13 protein-coding genes and 1 tRNA gene are annotated in these 18,382 nt (G+C 53.7%); all 14 read right to left on the bottom strand.

Annotated features, from left to right (window positions below):
- Positions 1 to 641: 641 nt before the first annotated feature.
- On the bottom strand, positions 642 to 1,364 hold the full coding sequence (locus B3Q33_RS02390; RefSeq protein WP_273009400.1) for an endonuclease NucS domain-containing protein: 723 nt from the start codon (positions 1,362 to 1,364) through the stop codon (positions 642 to 644).
- Between the two features lie 195 nt (positions 1,365 to 1,559).
- Positions 1,560 to 3,305 carry an ATP-binding protein gene (locus B3Q33_RS02385; protein ID WP_273009398.1) on the bottom strand — a complete coding sequence of 582 codons (1,746 nt, stop codon included), beginning with the start codon at positions 3,303 to 3,305 and terminating at the stop codon, positions 1,560 to 1,562.
- Entirely contained in the window at positions 3,298 to 4,374 is a 1,077-nt protein-coding gene (locus B3Q33_RS02380; protein ID WP_273009397.1) for a dsDNA nuclease domain-containing protein, read from the bottom strand. The genes B3Q33_RS02385 and B3Q33_RS02380 overlap by 8 nt, the downstream gene beginning before the upstream one ends.
- A 202-nt stretch (positions 4,375 to 4,576) precedes the next feature.
- Entirely contained in the window at positions 4,577 to 4,816 is a 240-nt protein-coding gene (locus B3Q33_RS02375; RefSeq protein WP_273009395.1) for a hypothetical protein, read from the bottom strand.
- Positions 4,817 to 5,297: 481 nt separating this feature from the next.
- Positions 5,298 to 6,296, bottom strand: coding sequence for a DUF5924 family protein (locus B3Q33_RS02370; RefSeq protein WP_286826728.1), 999 nt, complete (start codon positions 6,294 to 6,296; stop codon positions 5,298 to 5,300).
- Between the two features lie 288 nt (positions 6,297 to 6,584).
- A complete protein-coding gene (locus B3Q33_RS02365; protein ID WP_273009391.1) occupies positions 6,585 to 7,883 on the bottom strand; it encodes a sodium ion-translocating decarboxylase subunit beta in 1,299 nt (432 codons plus the stop codon).
- Positions 7,876 to 9,672 (bottom strand): sodium-extruding oxaloacetate decarboxylase subunit alpha, encoded by a 1,797-nt coding sequence (gene oadA / locus B3Q33_RS02360; protein ID WP_273009389.1) that lies wholly within the window; start codon positions 9,670 to 9,672, stop codon positions 7,876 to 7,878. The genes B3Q33_RS02365 and oadA overlap by 8 nt, the downstream gene beginning before the upstream one ends.
- A 13-nt stretch (positions 9,673 to 9,685) precedes the next feature.
- Positions 9,686 to 9,928, bottom strand: a complete 243-nt coding sequence (locus tag B3Q33_RS02355; RefSeq protein ID WP_272962066.1) for an OadG family protein — start codon at positions 9,926 to 9,928, stop codon at positions 9,686 to 9,688.
- Positions 9,929 to 10,246: 318 nt separating this feature from the next.
- A tRNA-Arg gene (locus B3Q33_RS02350) sits at positions 10,247 to 10,315 on the bottom strand.
- 211 nt (positions 10,316 to 10,526) lie between these two features.
- A complete protein-coding gene (locus tag B3Q33_RS02345) occupies positions 10,527 to 10,727 on the bottom strand; it encodes a hypothetical protein (RefSeq protein ID WP_273009387.1) in 201 nt (66 codons plus the stop codon).
- A gap of 152 nt (positions 10,728 to 10,879) precedes the next feature.
- Positions 10,880 to 12,100, bottom strand: a complete 1,221-nt coding sequence (locus B3Q33_RS02340) for a hypothetical protein (protein ID WP_273009385.1) — start codon at positions 12,098 to 12,100, stop codon at positions 10,880 to 10,882.
- Positions 12,100 to 12,732, bottom strand: a complete 633-nt coding sequence (locus B3Q33_RS02335) for a hypothetical protein (protein WP_273009383.1) — start codon at positions 12,730 to 12,732, stop codon at positions 12,100 to 12,102. The genes B3Q33_RS02340 and B3Q33_RS02335 overlap by 1 nt, the downstream gene beginning before the upstream one ends.
- A gap of 12 nt (positions 12,733 to 12,744) precedes the next feature.
- Positions 12,745 to 17,718 carry a hypothetical protein gene (locus B3Q33_RS02330; protein WP_273009382.1) on the bottom strand — a complete coding sequence of 1,658 codons (4,974 nt, stop codon included), beginning with the start codon at positions 17,716 to 17,718 and terminating at the stop codon, positions 12,745 to 12,747.
- Between the two features lie 208 nt (positions 17,719 to 17,926).
- Positions 17,927 to 18,382, bottom strand: a 456-nt coding sequence (locus B3Q33_RS02325; RefSeq protein ID WP_286826723.1) for a hypothetical protein, incomplete at its 5' end; no start/stop codon positions are given.

Genomic DNA, 18,382 nt, shown 5'->3' with positions numbered 1-18,382 from the left:
CTTTTATGGCCTTCGGGATAAACACAGAAAAATGAAATAAATCAGATTATTACAGTAAAAACAAGAACCCTTTTCGCCTGACAAAACTCGAAAAAGCGGCCTATTTCCTGACTTTCCCGGTACTCCCCGTTCCGAAAACCACTCTATATCAACCGTTTAGCATTTTCTGTAAGCCATATCCTACAAAGATATGGCTCGTTTTGTTGAGCACGGCATATTCGGGATAACCGTTTGGAGGGGGTACGGCCCAAGAGGGCCAGGATAAACCACTGGGCCTCGCTTGCGAAGACGCAGAGGGTCGCGAAGGCACGGCAGCGCGCGAAAACAACGGGGTCATATCCTTGGCCGCCGTGCCCGCCAACCTGCTGTGGGGTCGGGCAAATACTGGGGCCGGTGGTGACGGCGCGATTACTGGAAAGTAGCGGGAGTTTTGCGCCCGGGTTGTTGGGGGCGGCAGTGGCGTTGATTGGAGCGGCGGTGTTGTTGGTGCCGTTGGGGAAGGTGCGGTTTTAGGGTTTGGTGCGGGAACGAACTTACAGGGGAGAAGGCTTTCGGCTGTGAGCGCCAAAGTTCAACGGCTTTTGAGGCGGCGTGACAAGCGCCCGTTGCAACGAAATGTCAGTGCACCATGCCAACATTCTTCATTCAGGGAAAAACTGAAAGGAAAACTGATAGCGCATCAAGGTCAAGTTCGGGACAACTTTTGCGGCAGCGCGTGCCTTTCGGTCGAATTCAGACGCTATCAAGATACCGCGGACCCGATCCGTTCCTTCCTCTTCCATCACGCTCCCGATATAACTCAATATCTGAGCGACAGCTCGATGCCCCGCTACTCCAGTCTTTAGCTCTATAACTACCGGCACTGAATCGGAATCTTCAGCTGTGATATCAATGAATCCAGTTTCAACAGAACGCTCTCGACCATTGTCGGTAATGCGAAGACCTTGTTCGACTTGCCCGATATTATGACGAATGGCTGCTTGCATGTCTTTTTCCAGCCCGATGGTTTTTGGCGACAATTCAGGCTCAATGGTATCGACAGGCAACACATCTCCAGGCTCGATACTCTCTATGTCGTCTTCAAGAAATCTTCGATAACGTCGAACTGCGTCGCGGTAAGAGGCCAAATTGTTATATGCATTACCATCGAACGGAATTCTTGTTTCATTTGGCCTATTGTTTCTCCGATCTTGGGTGGTATAGGTTAGTTCTTGGATCAGCGACTCCAAATGATCCTCGGCATAAAGAGCATCAAGATCGCCATAATGCTCCTCGACCCTTCCGACTCTATGCATCTGAGCTGTGACGGTGCCACCCTGATAGTTCTGTGCTGCCAGCCAATTTCTGAAGTTTTCAGTTTGCATAGTTCCTCACAAAGCAGTTAACACTAACCATGGGCCTCGCAAGGCACGAGCGCCGGCTAGATGACTCAGTTAAACGAATATAGTTATTATTACAGAATAAGAAAGGAAGCGGATTCCTGGTCTCTCATTTCTCAGCCCAGCACTTCTGGGCGCGAATAAAAGGGACATGAGAGACCGGGCACCGGGATCGTTTTATCAAACTGTTTCTAGCAATCCAATTGAGTCTTCAATTAAAGCGTCATCGATCGAGGATGAATCAGATAAGAATGACCGCTTTGTTTTACTATCCCCAATGCAAATTAGCTTAGTATCACTTGAAAAATATTTACTTTTAACCATTTGAATATTGAAAAGAGGACCAAAAGACGCATCATCTCTATTGTATTCAGCAACAGAAAAAATAACTTGACCAGATTTTTTTGTTTCACGAGATAAAAAATCGAAGATTCCACTTCTACTCGCAGGGTCAATATCCTCTTTAAAAACAGCATCCAATAAAAATGGAAAACTGTGAACATTAGGATTTTTCATAACCATTTCATAGAAGGAGAAGTTATAGGCCATTAACAACAGATGAAGCTCAACCCCCTGACAAGGAAATGAGTTCAAAGCATACAAATCCCGATATTTTTTCTCTTTCGGGAGGTCGACACCTAATGACTCAGCTTTTATTTTAAAAATCCCTAAAAACTCTTCCTCCTTCTTAATTCTTTTTAACTCAATACCATCTTCGCCTCCAATACCACCAATCTCACTCTTTAAATCTTCCATCCTTTTTTCGCAAGAAGCTTTTTTTATAGAAATATTCTTTAACAACCTTAAATTGGCATTATGGTCAAGCCATGAATCAAATGTGATATTTTCAGCCTTTAAACGCCGCAAAACACCGAAATTCTCTTCGATTTTTATTCTTAATTCAGACACAGCACTCTCAATGGAATTCAGCTTTGCAACAGCACTCTTTATATCATTTTTGACCTTCTCGTTTTCCTTTAGAGCATCATTAATATCCTGGCTATAATTATAAAAATCCTTTAAATCACCGGGAAGATTTTGCTCACATGTTGGACACTGATCAATTTTAGGTCTCTGCTTTTTGATGTTAGCAATAACCTGTGAAAGTACTTTTTTTCTGCCTCTCAGAAGACTAATCTTATTGCATAATTTAGTATGCTCAGCCTCCCGAGCGAATAGGTCACCATTTAACGCTTGATATTCTTCCAAAAAACCAACAGCTTGACCTTTGAATCGCTCGTGCAATATTTTTGAAATTTTCAAGCCTTCGTCCTTGGTTTCATAAGAGCTGAGCTGATTCAGCTCGAATGCCAACTCTTTCTTCTCTTTCTCAAGATCATACTTCTTGACTCTATCGTGTAAATTTTCTATACCACAGTAGTAATCTAAATAATCGAATTTGAAGTCTTTATAGAATCTGTAATCACCAATTGATTCCCGTATATACACCCACCCTACAGACTGTGATACATAATATGGCAGAATCGCTGCCTCTAGCGGTGCATCTACTAATTCAGACTGCTTTTGTAACTTCAAACTGAAACCGATTATTTCAGAAAAGGCTTTCTTATACCTAGCGTATTCATATGAGTTATTACTACTAATACCATCAAATCGAATAGGCCCATCAGTGCCTTTCTTTAAAACCAAAGAATCATGTGTTCTTACAAAGGTTAAATTGCAGATTTCGTCACTGTCGCGCAACTCACAGTTTAGGCGAAAAAAAACATCATCTTTATTTATATCATTTAAGTTATCTTTTAAATCATTCACCCCCATTGCATAAACAATTGATTGAATAAGGGTGCTTTTCCCTGATGTATTTCTTCCGTGCACGATATTCACTGATTCGCTGAAATCTGTATAAAACCCTTTATCCAAATTCGGGGAAAAAACCAGCAAGCTCTTCAATATTAATTCAGACACACATCCCCCTTGTCTCAACGTAAGCAGCAATAACAGCGAATGCAATCATATGACTTTCTAATCTAGGGCTAAATTCCTTCAAATAGCGATTATATAGATCAACTATACATTCCGCTTCGCTGTTGTGATTCTCATCAACGTCAGTTCGCTTCTCTACGTATTGATAAATTTTACGATACTCAACCTGCTGCATATCTTTAAAATAATCAAAGCAATTTTCTAGCAGCTCATTTGCCTTTCGCTGTATTGGCAAGTGTAACTTGAGGCCATTTGATAGCTGCTCAGAATACCGCCTCCAAAAATCAAAGGATTTTTTGCTTTCTATAAACATATTAAAGGTTTCATCAATCTTTCTTTTTGTTACTCTCTTGCCAAGATCAGATAAAAGCACTTTATTGTCATCATTATAAGCTTGTTCAGCATCCTCCAGTAATCTCATTAAAGTAGAGATGACCGCCTCATGATCATTAATTTCTTTACCAAAGTGCTCTATAGAAAGCCCTTGCAATTGTTGCTTCCAGCTTCTGTAACTTTGAGCGAGGTCAATGTATTTAAATTGAACATTTTCCAGCTCCGTCTCTTCCAGTATCTCTTTACTGATTCTTGATATGATATTTTCCTTAATTTCATCATGTAGATCGGCGTATTTTTTTATTTTATTTGACACCTGTACTTTTTCTTTCTCTTGCTTAGCAGACCTCTTTTTTTTACTCGTTAAAACAACATTTCGATTAGTCAGAAAATTCAAGGTATGCTGATAGTCATCAGACTTACGTAGGGGATCTTTGAGAAGCTCCTTACCTACAGAGGTGATTTTCCCGATTATTTCGCATAAATTATTATCTGTCTTCCAGTCATCTCTTGATTTTTTTGCTTGATAGGTATCTATTTTTTTCAAGTGGCCATTTTCATCTAAAAAGGCAAATAGAAAGTCTTCATGGTGCTCCAAGCATATGAAGTAATCTTTTAAGCTAATGGTTTTGTAACCTTCAAATAATAGAAAAACAACGCAGCAACGCTGAAATGAATACCCAGATCCACCTTCTACACCCGAATTGCTACTTACCATTATAATTTCCTATTTTTCGGTTTAATTCATCTTCCATTCAGTGACAACGGGGGCAGGTCTCCGATTGCTCAGCCCAACCCCTAGTGACTCGAACAACAAGGGAAATGGGAGACCTGACGCCGCCCCCTTGCTCCCCGATGCACCCAGTTCGCTTGATTTTCCGCCCGTAGCTTTGTCGAACCCGTTGTTATGTGACTAGTTGCTATATGCTACGCAGCTCGGCGAAGAAGTTTTCTGCAATCTTTTCATCTTCTGTGATAAGGCCCTTTTTCAGCAGAGAATCAATACCGGCTAGAAAGTCATCCCTCGTATAACCATTTTTATCCATGTTCAACATCACGTATCTGGCTGGAAAAGTGTGGCCTTCTCTGGCCTTGGATGAGACTACTAGTTGATAAATCTCATTCTCGATCTCTTCTATGCTAAAAGGTCCTGACATCATTTATTTCTCCTATTCTTCTGTAGCAAATCGATAGTCTCTCGGAATACCTTTCATCAAAATAATTATCTTATGGGTTGCAGGAGCAACATAGAAGACCTCTACGCCGCCAGAAATTTACCGAAAAACAAGAACCCTTCGCGTTTGACAAAACTCGAAAAAGCACCCTATTTCCTGACTATCCCCGATATACCCCGTTCTGAAAACCACTCTATATCAACCGTTTAGCATTTTCTGTAAGCCATATCCTACAAAAATATGGCTCGTTCTGTTGAGCACGGCATATTTGGGGGTAACCGTTTGGAGGGGTATGGCCCAAGAGGGTCTGGATAAACCACTGGGCCCAGCTTACGAAGACGCAGAGGGTCCCGAGGGCACGGCAGTGACTTCAGCCTCTTCGCCTTGCGAGCAAGGCTCCAACGAGGGTTGGGGGTTGAGGCGTTGAAGGGCTTCGGGGCAAGGGGCGGCTGGGGAGCCGCAGGGCTCAGGGTGTGATAGTGAAGCGCATGACGCCGATGATCTGGCGGTCTTTGGTGCGCACTTCCACTCGCCAGTGGCCGGCGGCGGGTTGCGGGATATGGCTTTTGTGGGACCAGGTGCGGAAACCGGATTCGCGGCCGCCGTAGACTGTCAGGGGAATCCGGTCCACTTGCTCGCCGTTGCGGAACCAGTAGTGGAAGACTTCCTGCCCCAGCCCCAGCGGTGCCTTGATGGCGGTGTAGGCGTAGAGCCCTGCCGCTACTTCCGCTTCATCGAAAACCTTTCCGGTCACCAGGGGCTGGCGCTGTTCACGGTTGAATGACAGCGCCATGGCCCGCTCTTCCAGTGACAGGGTAAGCGGCGGCACCAGCGGTGCCAGCCAGCGCGGGGCGAAGGCGATTACGCAGGACACTGCCAGCAACCCTAGCCAGCGAAACCATTTTCGTGGCCCGCCCACGCGCCAGAAACTGGGCAGCGCAAACAGGGCCGTTAGCCAGCCGGCCCAGGTGAGAGCTGAATCCGTGCTCCAGTGGAAGATCAGCGGCAAAAGTACCAGCAGGGCCACAAACAGTGCCCAGGCGTGGAAGCCGAAGTACAGCGCCCGGTGCCGTGCCAGCCAGAAGTACAGCGGGTCGATAATGCTGACCAGCGCTGCACTGATCACCAGGGTGGTGAAGAAGATGTATTCCGCCCCGCCGGACCACTGCAACAGCACGAACGGCAGACTGAAGAAGAAGGCTTCCTGATGGACTGCCTGCAGCAGCAGTTTGAGCATGCCCTGGGACATGCCCTCCATGGCGGTACCGGCCAAGCGCCGTTGCCAAAGCCCTTCGGTGAGCAGGAGCAGCCAGCTTAGTACCAGAAAGCCGGTGAGTACCGCGGCTAGCCAGGGTTGGCGCTCCACCAGAAAGTAACTGGACAGACCCAGTGCAAAGCTGATCACCGCCCACAGGTGGCGGATCCGGTAGAGCTTGTTGGAGAGGGTTTGCAGGGTGGGTGGCAAGGGTGAGGCTCCGTGGGGGTTTGGCTGTTCGACGTACTATAGGCGTTGGGGTTCCCGGTGGCTGTAGATCAGCGGGCCGTTGGTCGCCTCTTGAGGTGCGAAGCACGTTTTTGTTTATTAAGAAGGTAGTGGAGGGATCGGGTGTGCCTGATCGCCCTGCGGGCGATTTCCGCGCTGCGCGCGGTTCGCGGCTCAAGCGCCGCTCCTACAGGGTGGGTGTAGAAGGGTTGGGGGTAGAAGGGTTGGGGGTAGAAGGGTTGGGGAGGCGCGGCCTGGGCCGCGCCGGGGTTAGCCTGCGAAGTTGAGGAGGACGCCGGCGGCGACGGCGGAGCCGATGACGCCGGCTACGTTGGGGCCCATGGCGTGCATGAGCAGGAAGTTGTGGGGGTTGGCTTCCAGGCCCACCTTGTTGGCCACGCGGGCGGCCATGGGTACGGCGGAGACGCCGGCGGCGCCGATGATGGGGTTCACCGGGTGGTGGCTGAGGCGGTTGAGCAGCTTGGCCATGAGGACGCCGGTGGCGGTGCCGATCATGAAGGCCACCAGGCCCAGTACCAGGATGCCCAGGGTTTCCATGACCAGGAACTCTTCCGCGCTGAGTTTCGCGCCCACTGCCAGGCCCAGCATGATGGTCACCACGTTGATCAACGCATTGCTGGTGGTATCCACCAGACGGCTGACCACACCGGATTCCTTCATCAGGTTACCCAGGCAGAACATGCCCAGCAGCGGCGCCGCATCGGGCAATACCAGGGCCACCAGTACCAGCAGCAGGATGGGGAAGAGGATCTTTTCCGTCTGGCTCACCGGACGCAGTTGCTCCATCTTGATGGTGCGCTCCTTGGCGGTGGTCAGGGCGCGAATGATGGGGGGCTGAATGATCGGCACCAGGGCCATGTAGGAATAGGCCGCCACGGCGATGGCACCGAGCAGTTCCGGGGCCAGCTTGGTGGTTACGTAAATGGACGTGGGACCGTCCGCGCCGCCGATGATGCCGATGGCCGCCGCATCCGCCAGGGAGAAGTCCATACCCAGGAAGTTCAGCGCCAGCGCCCCCAGCAGGGCCGCAAAGATGCCGAACTGGGCTGCGGCGCCCAGCAACAGGGTGCGCGGGTTGGCCAGCAGTGGGCCGAAGTCGGTCATGGCGCCCACGCCCATGAAGATCAGCAGCGGGAAAATGCCGGTCATCAGACCTACGGTGTAGATCAGGTAGAGGATGCCATCGCCGTAGTTGGCTTTTTGCGCCAGATGGTGGAGTTGGTCCTGTACTGCCGGCCCGGCGCCTTCAGCGGCTTTATAGAGGGCTTCTCGCCCGGCATCCGCATCCATGCCCAGCACCTGGGCCATGCTGGCGAGCAGATCCTGGCTGCCGAAGTGCATGGCCTGGCTGATGGCGGACTCCGCCAACCCGGCCACGGGGATATTGGCCAACAGGCCGCCAAAGCCGATAGGCAACAACAACAGCGGCTCGAATTTCTTGTTGATGGCCAGCCACAGCAGGCCAAGGCAGACCAACAGCATGATCAGCTGGCCACCGGACAGATGAAACAGGCCGGTGCTGTGCCAGAGCGTCTCCAGTTTATCCATGGGCCGGCTCCAGGCTAAGCAGGGTCTGGCCGACGGTGACCGCATCACCCTCTTTCACCGCCATCTCGGTGACGATACCGGCTTCCGGGCTGGACACGTCGGTTTCCATTTTCATGGCTTCCAGCACCATGATCTTCTGGCCTTCAGTAACCCGGTCACCGGGTTTCACCAGCACCTTGAAGATGTTGCCCGCCAGGGGCGCGGGGATCGGGGTGCTCTGGGACGGGTTGTGGACCACCGGTGGGTTGGACTCGGCGGCACCCGCGCTGTGCCCGAGCGCCTTGATACCGGTCACGTCGCCACCGTCACTGACTTTGACGGTGTATTCCCGGCCATCCACGTCCACGGTGTAGACACCGTCGCTGTTGCCGGCAACCGGCAACGCCTTGCCGTCCGGCACCGGCTCGAACGCCGAGGCGTCGCCGCGATGCTCCAGGAAACGCAGGCCGATCTGCGTGAACAGCGCATAGGTCAGCACATCATCAATGCGGCGCTTGCCTTCCGCCAGTTTCAGCCCTTTCTCGCTGGCCAGGGTTTCCACTTCCCGGGTCAGGCTGTCCATCTCGTCATCGATCAGGTCGGCGGGGCGACAGGTGACAGGCTCGTCACCGTCCAGGGCACGGGCCTGCAGTTCGCTGTTGAAGGCCGCAGGCGCCGCCCCGTATTCACCGCGCAGTACGCCACGGGTTTCCTTGCTGAGCGCCTTGTAGCGTTCGCCGGAGAGCACATTGAGCACCGCCTGGGTGCCGACGATCTGGGAAGTTGGCGTGACCAGGGGAATAAAACCCAGGTCTTCGCGTACGGCGGGAATTTCCTGCAGCACTTCGTCGAACCGGTCGGTGGCGCCCTGCTCTTTCAACTGGCTTTCCATGTTGGTGAGCATGCCGCCGGGCACCTGGGCCACCAAAATGCGCGCATCCACACCGCGCAGGCTGCCTTCAAACTGGGCGTACTTCTTGCGCACTTCACGAAAGTAACCGGCGATGCGATTGAGTTTTTTCAGATCCAGGCCGGTATCCCGGTCGGTGCCTTCCAGCATGGCCACCACAGACTCGGTGGGGCTGTGGCCATAGGTCATGGACATGGAGGAGATGGCGGTATCCACATTATCAATGCCCGCCTCGGCGGCTTTCAGTGCCGTCGCCGTGGAAAGACCGGTGGTGGCGTGGCACTGCATGTGGACCGGAATAGACAGCGTCTGCTTGAGGCGGCTGACCAGCTCAAAGGCCACATTGGGGCGCAACAGGCCGGCCATGTCCTTGATGGCCACGGAGTGGGCGCCCATCTGTTCGATCACCTTGCCCTGCTCTACCCACATATCCAGGGTATGCACCGGGCTGACGGTGTAGGCGATGGTGCCCTGGGCGTGTTTGCCCTGTTTGATGACGGCGGCGATGGCGCGCTCGATGTTGCGCATGTCGTTCATGGCATCGAATACCCGGAACACATCCACGCCACTTTCGGCGGCGCGCTCCACAAACGCATCCACCACATCATCCGCATAGTGACGATAGCCGAGCAGGTTCTGGCCGCGCAGCAACATCTGTTGAGGCGTGTTGGGCATGGCTTTTTTCAGCTCGCGGATACGCTCCCAGGGGTCTTCGCCCAGATAACGGATGCAGGCATCAAAAGTCGCGCCGCCCCAGGATTCCAGGGACCAGAAACCGATGTCGTCCAGTTCTGCGGCAATGGGCAGCATGTCGTCCAGACGCATGCGGGTAGCAAACAGGGACTGATGGGCGTCGCGCAGCACCACATCGGTGATGCCCAGAGGCTTGTGATCACTCATGGAAAAATTCCGGTTATTGCTGGGACTGCCGGTGCTGACGCACCGCCTTCTCAATGGCCTTGATCACCGACGGAGACGGCAGGTCTCCGGCGGGGGCTGGGCTAGCCGGCGCGGGGATGACTGCGGGCGCCTGCCCGAAGCGTTTCACCAGCAACGACATCAACGACGTCACGGCCACGAGAATAATCAGAAAGGAAAAGACCACACCCATGCCAATCAGCATGAGCTCCAGGCCCTGGGCCATCAGTGTGTTCATGGAACACTCCTTTACGGTTCCGGTGGCGGTTTGCATTACCGCAGGCGAAAGCGGGACAGCCCACCGTGTCAGCAGGCATCCCCGGAAGGCTCCCTGGGTTATTCGGGAGATTTCCGAGTCTCTCTCGTCGATTTCTGGGAATGTAGAGGGATTGTCGACAACCTGCAATGAGGCCTGTGTACAGGGGGTGTGATTGATTTGATCAATTGGTGCGGCTCAGACGGCGCCGAACCTCCACTGAAGGAAGATGACGCGGTTTGTTTTGTGCCAGGCCGAAACGAAAAAGGGCCCGCTAACTAGCGGGCCCTTTTAGGGATATGGCGCACCGGGGAGGATTCGAACCCCCGACCTACTGGTTCGTAGCCAGTTATATTGGCCTTATTTATCATGGCGTTGCGGCTTGTTTGGCATCAAAAAAAGGCCGATTCATGCCTAATACAATCAATGGCTTAGCTATTATTTTATGCCGATCTTAGCGGCTTTCGCACACCACCATCAGCCATAGCTGACAGACGCCATCCCTGGCATTTGCCACTCTGACCCTGCCCGCCGCCGGCCACCGATCTCCATTCTCCGGCCAGCGACAGACGTGTCAGCGCTATGCGGCGGGCTCATCCTCAGCGATTCGCAAAAGGTCAGGATGCTCACCTACCAGCACGTTATTGCAGAAGGCCTCCACGTCTTCCAGCACCGGATCTTCTCGCCCGTAGACTTCGGCAAGGTGGGTCAGTGCTGGCATGACCTGTTCCGCGTCTTGCAGCACCGACACATATTCAGGCTTGATTACGGTGCTAGCCATGATATGCGTCGCCGGCTCTTGCCCTGTAGCAGACAAGCGACACGCCTTGAACGTCTCCGCGCCACCAACATCAAAATCAAAGATAGCAGCGCAACGGTTTGCCGCTGCTGCGTGCTCTACAGGGATGGTCATTGTTATGGTTGTGAATAGGCTCATAATGTTACCCCGGCCTTTACAGAAAAGAAGCTCTCCGCTTCCTGCCGCTGCCTTTCGCTAATAACTGCGTTGTTTATAACGAGTCCGTAGAAATTGCCTTGGAATTGATTTACCTGCTGTAATCCTCTGATCCCAAGTGCCAGCGCTACGGGGATGGACTTGTCTCCCACGGCAGAATTGGATGCCACATATCCAGTGCTAAGAGAAAGGTCGACAGTCTCTTCCGATCTGTCGAATACCGAAGAGGCCACAATCTTTGTCCCAGAATCGAAAAGCCCGGTCGCAAAGCCCACAAGTCCTAACGGTGAAGTATGAACAGAAACCCTGAATCCAGTTTCTCCAGGCAAAACATTAAATCCTTCATCCGCACTGCCCCCCATCAAGTAAAAACCACCTCCGGTATTGAGGCTGGCTGAGATCGCAGAATTGCTATCTGATGCTGCCCCCAGCAAAATCGGCGGAAGCGAGAGATAATCGTCAATCCCGTCCAGTTCAAGCCAATGAAGCGTGCCGTCAGTTCTATAGGTGGGCTTAGCCGCTGTAGTAGCCTGGCTCGCGTGGTTGTCGTTGCCTGACTTATCCAGAATCAACCCTACCGGGTCGCCATCGGCGGTCACAGGGGTAGTGCCCGCCGCGTCTTGGAACAGCGTAGTCAGGTCACTTGGGTCATACCATGCGCCCTGCTCGCCATCAGAAAACAGCAATTCAGGACCGAAATATAAAGAAAAGCTTCCGATTGCATTTTCTGCAGATCTTGAATCAGAGAACGCAAATGGGTAGTAGGTGGCCTCCTTTATTTTGGCCAATCCGCCGCTTGACAGAAAACCTGGCTCAGCAGCTGAAAAGGAATCGACAGTGAAGAGGACTTGGCCATCTGACCAGCACTTCCCCGATCCGCTGGTATAGACAAAAACAAGCGTGCCAGAGCCTTCCATGAATTCGCCAAAACCTGAGCCCGGGATCAGCATGGATTTATCAAGATCCGCCTTAATCACCCAGGTTCCCTCAGATGCGTTGAAGGCGGGAATATCATTGATTGCTGCCGTTTCTGAAAGGCTAGCGTCCAGCAGCAAGCCCTCACCAACACCTTCGCTATAATTGAAGCGAGGAACATCGGTGCCAGCTGTCTGGGTGTCACCATTGACGTCCTCGTAATCAGCAGGATCAGGGCGCGAGAAATCGAAGGCAACATTGAACGGGACGGTTTTAAGCGCCATTACACATCCTCCTGGATATAGGACTGGGCTACAAAGTCAGCGTAAAAGGTGGTGCCGAGCAGCTCAGGGTGAAGGGACTGGATCAGAGCAATAATTCTGGACTCGCCCCCGGTGAAAGCATCAATGGCCGTCTGCAGGGCTGTGCTGTTCGGGTATTCGCCCTGCTCCACGCCTGTGCCCGTTTGATTCTGGTATAGCTTCAGGATGCCACTATCAGACACCCAGAAGTATTCGGTGTCGCTGGTTGCAGACTCGCCGGCCGCAATGCTCGGGTAAATCGTTGCGCCGGTTCCGGCCACGCCGCCAAGCTGGCCAAGGAGCCCCTGTAGTTTTCGCATAGCTCGGGTGAAGATCGCCGCCGTCTCAATATCACCCTGGGCCATCTCAGGTATGCCATCGGTTGTGAAGTCACGCTGGATGGCATAAGCGCCAGTCTTGCCGGTGCCGCCGTAGGGTGCGGTCAGCGTGATCTGGGTATCACTGTCCACGCTGGCCACGTCATAGACTAGGCTGGCGCCAGCCATGACGAAGCTGTCACCGGCCTGCACATTGGCCAGCCATTGCGTCCCAGATCCAGACACAACTGGACTACCGTTCACCACCGTGGCGGTGCCCGCTTTATATTGAGCCATTGGGTACTCCGGTTATTCCTGCATGAAATAGAAATCGCTGAGGTGGGCTTCCGCTTCCATTACCCGGTTACCTGTGGTCACAAGAGAAACCTTAAGGGCATCCCCGGGGCTGAAGTCGTTTATTGTGTAAGTGCTGGTCAGAGAGAAGGTTTCATCACCCTTCGGCGTACTTATCGTGACCTCATCATTTTCCAGATCAACAAAGCACTCAACCCCATAGAACTGCCCCAGCGCCGGGGCAATAACAGCAGCTGGCGGAGCAGTGCCGGTTTCCGTTGTAATAACCCTGGTTTCCGTTGTTACCCCTTGGCGGAACCTGACACGGTAAGTGGTCGTGAATTCTCTGTCGCTTCCTGATCCCGCATAAGACCAATCGCTCTCCACTTCATATTGCGCCTGGCAGAAGTTGGCTCCGCTGTCTCTACAGGAAAACAGCTTCATATTCATAATGGTGTTTACATTGTCGCCGGAGCTATATGAGCCGTTTGCAGCATGTCCGAACGAGAAACCCACCTTCATTCTGAAGTTAGAGCTGGCCTCTGCCTGGTCAATGATGTACTGGGGAACATAGTGATAAAAATCGACCTTATCGCCATTTCCTGCCGTCTCAAGCCAAAGGGAATACCTGCCTCTATTTAAAGCTGCACTACCCCCGCCAACCACGCTGAAATTGTCATCAGGCACAAATGCTGTGAGGAAGTTATCGTGAACATAGAGCTTCCTGCCGTTGTAGGAATCCACCCCAATCAGGGTTGTTTCTCTCCCCGCAGTGAAGTCTGTTCCGTCAAACTGAAGGTACTTCTGGTCACCGTCACCAAAGTAGAAAGTGCCATCGTTTTCGATGAACGCCCGCCAGTTGGTGCCATCGTAATAGCCCAGATGGGTGGCTGTGAGGTTCAGGCCCGCAGTCGGTGTATCTCCAAGGCGGGAAGGTATGTTTTGCAGGTTGCTGGACCAGTCAGCGCCGGCAGTAGCGCCAGACTCGACCCCGCCCAGCTTTGTCCCTTCCCCGCTGTTGATGTCGCCTAGAGAGCCTGGCTTGTCACTCAAGTTGGCATAACCGCTGCCGCCGGTGATCGTCACCGCTCCGGAAAAGGCCGCGCTACCATCGCTGTACACAGCAAACAGAGTTACACCATCGTACTGATAGGTGATCATGCCGGTCTTGCTGTCAGCTGACTTGGGCCCAATAGTGGCCACGGCATCGCCGACAACGCTTTCCACCTGACCGGCTACGCTGATTTTTTCGGTGGCGGCCAGGGTGCCGGTGACGATCTTCGAGGCGGTCAGCTTGACGATCTTGGTGCCTTCGATAGCGTTATCTTCCAGATTCGCATCGATAAAGGCTTTGTCAGCGTCGGTAACCGTGGCCCAGGGGCTCAGACCCTCCACCTCGGCAGCGGCAAGGCTAGGAGTGGTGACACTGAATTCCTGGCTGACACTTCCCTGCCCGAACGCGTCATAGGTCGCGAACCGGAGGAAGTACTCTGTGTTGTCTGCCAGGCCAGCGATAATCACTGGCCCGCCGTAGGCTTGCGCCACCTGGTTGGCCGGGCCGGGAGTGAAGCCTGTGGACTGGCTCAACCATACCCGGGTGTCCTTGTAGTCCAGATCCGCCGGCGCGTCATAGTCGATCTGCAGGGACCGGAAACTGGCGGACACAGTGATAGCGTCGGGCAATTCTGGCGCCACGTTCTCCACGGCCAATTTGGCCGCCTGTGGGCTCAATTGGTTCTGACGCCCCCGACAGTACACCCGGACCTCAAAAGCCCGCCATGCGCCAGTCTGACCCTGCTCTCGCGCATAGTCTTCGGCGTTCTTCTCGTAGGTGTAGACAAAAGCGGGATCAACCACCCACTCCGTGCGCACCAGGGAGCCATCCGCCCAGACTTCCACCTGGTAGTCCTTGAAGTACAGATCCAGAGAGCCACGGGACGCACCCAGCTGCCCCTCACTGCCCATTTCCAGCCATTCGGTAACGCTGGTCTTGCGCCACACGAACTTGGCGTCACGGCCACCAAAAACGGCATCGTTGCCTTGCTCGAACAACTCAAGGCCGTGGACGCTCGGAACTTCCACCACATCATCCACTTCCTCATCACCAGGGTCGGCGTTCAGAATCTTGGTGGTGGTGATCTCTTGGATCGGCGCATCAGGCACTACATTGCCGGACAGGGATACACCACGCGCCCGGATCTCGTAGGTCTTCCCGTCGCTGGGCACGACAAAGCCTACTTCAGGGGAGGCCGGGCCAACTTCGAACCACCCCTGGTCGCCCTTCTCCCGGTACTCAATGACAGCGTATTTGTAGCTGCTAACACCGGGAGGCTGAACTGCCACCTCAATGGTAGAAAGGTTGGCGTTTGCGCTTCGTGGGGTGTTGGTAAGCTCGGCCACGGTCACGGAAACCGGGTTTTCTGTCTCTTCCGGAATGTCAGGGGTAACAGCGATGGTGCCGGTAAGTTGATGGATTACATAGGCTGACTGCCAGACGTTCAGCGGGGTGGGCTGCGGGCTATAAAGAGGTGAAACAATCTCGTTGCTGGAACCCTCATAGAATGAGTAGACGCCAGGGAGAGTAGCCCCCAGAAAGCCGAGGCCGTTGCCGCCACGAGTGCCCTGAAAGCCGGGCACTTCAGATTCACCATAAAAAGCGTGAAAATTAGATTCAGTCAGGTCACCAGGGATGGCGGTCTCACCATCCATGACAAAATAAAGAGCACCGGGCCCGCCCGGTGCCCCAGTGCCAGGGTAAGCCCTCGACCAGCTGTTTGCCTGATAGTAATCAGGGGGCACTTCCGCATCGCCACCAGATAGATCAATCAGGCCGTTTTCACCAATGGCAAAGCCTCGACAAATGATAGCGAGGCCGGCGCCGGAGTTTCCGCCATCAGAGCCAGGCCCCAGATATGTCAACTCCGCTCCAGGCTGAAGCTGAACAGATGGCAGCTTGCCAAGACCGCCGCCGCCATGCCCACTCCCGCCCCAGAGATAGGCGGGCAGCCCCCTCAGTTTTCCGTCCGATACATCAAGGCCGGAACGTGCAGCGCTTACTACCAGGCCGCCAACCGGCTCCAAATCATAAAAGGAATCTGTGAAATCAAAATCCAATATCTGAATGTATGGGTTGGGGGTGTAGGAACGATAAAACCAGCGGTAATTCTCAAAGTTGCTTGCCTGCTGAATGACGCCATCAGACTGGGGCATGGATTCAGCTCGAAGATAACCAGCAAGGCCCTTGTTGTCAGAGTCCCACTTGAAATAGCGAGCCTCATAGACAGGGTCTGTGGTCAGCTCATCGACGCCCGCGCCACCTGGCTGCCCATTTCCTCGGCCATCCAGGGTGCCGTTGTTCTGGAAGTAGCCGGCAACGCGGAGCTGCACGTTCTTGGTGAGCGTGACGGTCACATCCCCGTCGATGGTTAAATCCTCCGGGCACCAATAGATGGCAGTTTCATCAGCAATTGAAGCATGCCCGGCCAGCGTGATGTCTGCCGTAATTCTGCGCTCGCCGGCCTCTTCAAGCACCGCGCCAGGGAAGTTGGCCGCACTGATTTCGGTGCCTTCGCTCTGATACCAGCTGAGCGGCAACGCTGACCCGAACTGGTCCACCGGCAATTCGCTGGCCCGCTGACTGGAGCCAAACAGATCAACGGTGACCTTGCCGGTTTGCCAATCCACCTTGACCTGCTGAACCTCGAAGTTCCGGCTCAGGGTCACGTCCACCTGGTCGGTGCTGTAATCCTTAACACAATCCAGATTGACCCGGACAATATCGCCGACTTCCAGATCATTGTTCTCAGGGGAAAGCTCAAGGGACGTGCGCAGCGGGGGGCCAGCATAGCGATCCCGCAGGCTGTCCAGGATGTTCTTGATGGTGGTATAGGTGTGCCGCTCGGCAGAAAGGCCCCGGAATTCAATCTCCAGAGTTTCGGACTGCCCGTTGCGCTCGATAGAGCCGGAATCAAGCAGACGGTTCACCCGGGTAAAGGCTTCTTTGCGCTGGTTCCAGTTCCAAAACACCAGGATGTCGTTGATCATCCCGCCCATGTCGTGGTTCAGGGTCGGGGCGCTCAGCACATTGCTTTCATTCAGCTCCCGCGAATAGCCGCTTTGGGAGGGAATCAGGGTCATGCGGCGCAGGCCGAGCTGACCATCCGAATAGATGGGTGGGTAGCACCCCATGAGCCGGAAAACCTGCTCTTCTACGAACTTCTTACCGCTCTCCTTCTCAACGCCGGACAAAAGGACGGACAGGCCCTCATCAAAATCATCCAGATCCCAAAGATCGGCGCCAATGTTTAAGTATTCCGATGTGCGGATGAACTCAGGGCCCACGCCCATGTGCCAGTGATCTGGCAGGTATTCGCCCGGGTATCCGTAAATTGAGCCGGTCAGCAGCGCGTAGGCCAGCATCGGCGCCGGCATGTCCAGGTAGACGTATTCGGTCACCTTGGGCGCATTGTCGCGCTTTTCGTCTGGGTCCACCTCAATTGCCAAGGGTGTGGTACCAAGGACGCCGCGTGTCACCTGCCTCAGCGTATTGGTGCTTTCATCAACCTCTTCGGCCATGGCGATTTCAAAGGCGTCATTTTCGCCTTCAAGTCGCACCAGGCAGATGCTTTTCCCGCTGGCCAGCGTCCGCCCTGACGGGCTTACCGGCTGTTTCACCAGCTTCAGGCCATTGACGGAGTAGACCTCAATCTCCGTGTCATCCGCAGCCAGGGAGGCGCTGAGCGTGGTTTCCTTCAGGACAAATATGTCATCACGCATCTGGCGCTGAATATCAGCGCACTTGAAGGTGTATTCCTGCTCTTTGTACGAGGCACCCTGGATCAGCTGGGTCTGGACCAGGGTGAATGAGGACCAGGACAGCTCAGCAAACCCGGCGTAATACCGAACCCGCTTGTTCCGCAGCCCCTTGTTATCGCTCAGCTTCGCTTGCTGAAGCTCGGTCAGTCCTTCATCAGCAATGCGCACCGTCATGGAGCCAATCTTGCTGTTGGCCTTGTCCGGGTCCAGCTTCTGGCTGGTGCTGTCCACCCGGGTCAGCACGCCATCGGTCACATTGGCGCCAGAAAGCCCTTCTATCGGGTGGCTGGTGAAGTAGTGGTAATCCTCGCCGCCAAAATCGAACTCAATAACAAAGCGCGGCTCTCGGACAGCTTGAGCGTTAAGGGAGCCAAAGGCGCTGTTATGCGTTCTCATCGAATACCTTCACTTGCCATGAGTAGGAGTAGAAACCAGCGGAATTAACCAGCCTTTTGGCAGGGCTGCCGCGCAATTTGTAGCTAACCGGGGCAACCGGGCTGCCTGGCTCCCCCATCAGGTCCAGGGTGAACGGCTCGCCGGCGGCCACGGACATCAGGAACTCGCGCATCTGGGCAAGCAGCGTCACATCATCAATGGCCACCGTGCTGAAGCTGTCCCGCTCTTCAATGCGATAGAAAGTGGTGAAATCCTTACCCGACAGCGTGGTGAGAGTGTTTTCCTCACGGTCAAATGATGGAGACACGCTCTCGATTCCCACTTCCATCTCGTAGGCTTCACCGGCAGTGTGGCCCGAAATGACGCCTCGCCTTGCCGTGTAGATGATTACCGCCATGCTTTCTCCGGGCATAAAAAACCCCGCCGAAGCGGGTGATTGGCG

The organism is Alcanivorax sp. UBA3183 (assembly GCF_002364155.1).
Classification (GTDB): Bacteria; Pseudomonadota; Gammaproteobacteria; order Pseudomonadales; family Alcanivoracaceae; genus Alcanivorax; species Alcanivorax jadensis.
This window is presented reverse-complemented; position numbering and strand designations above follow the sequence as displayed.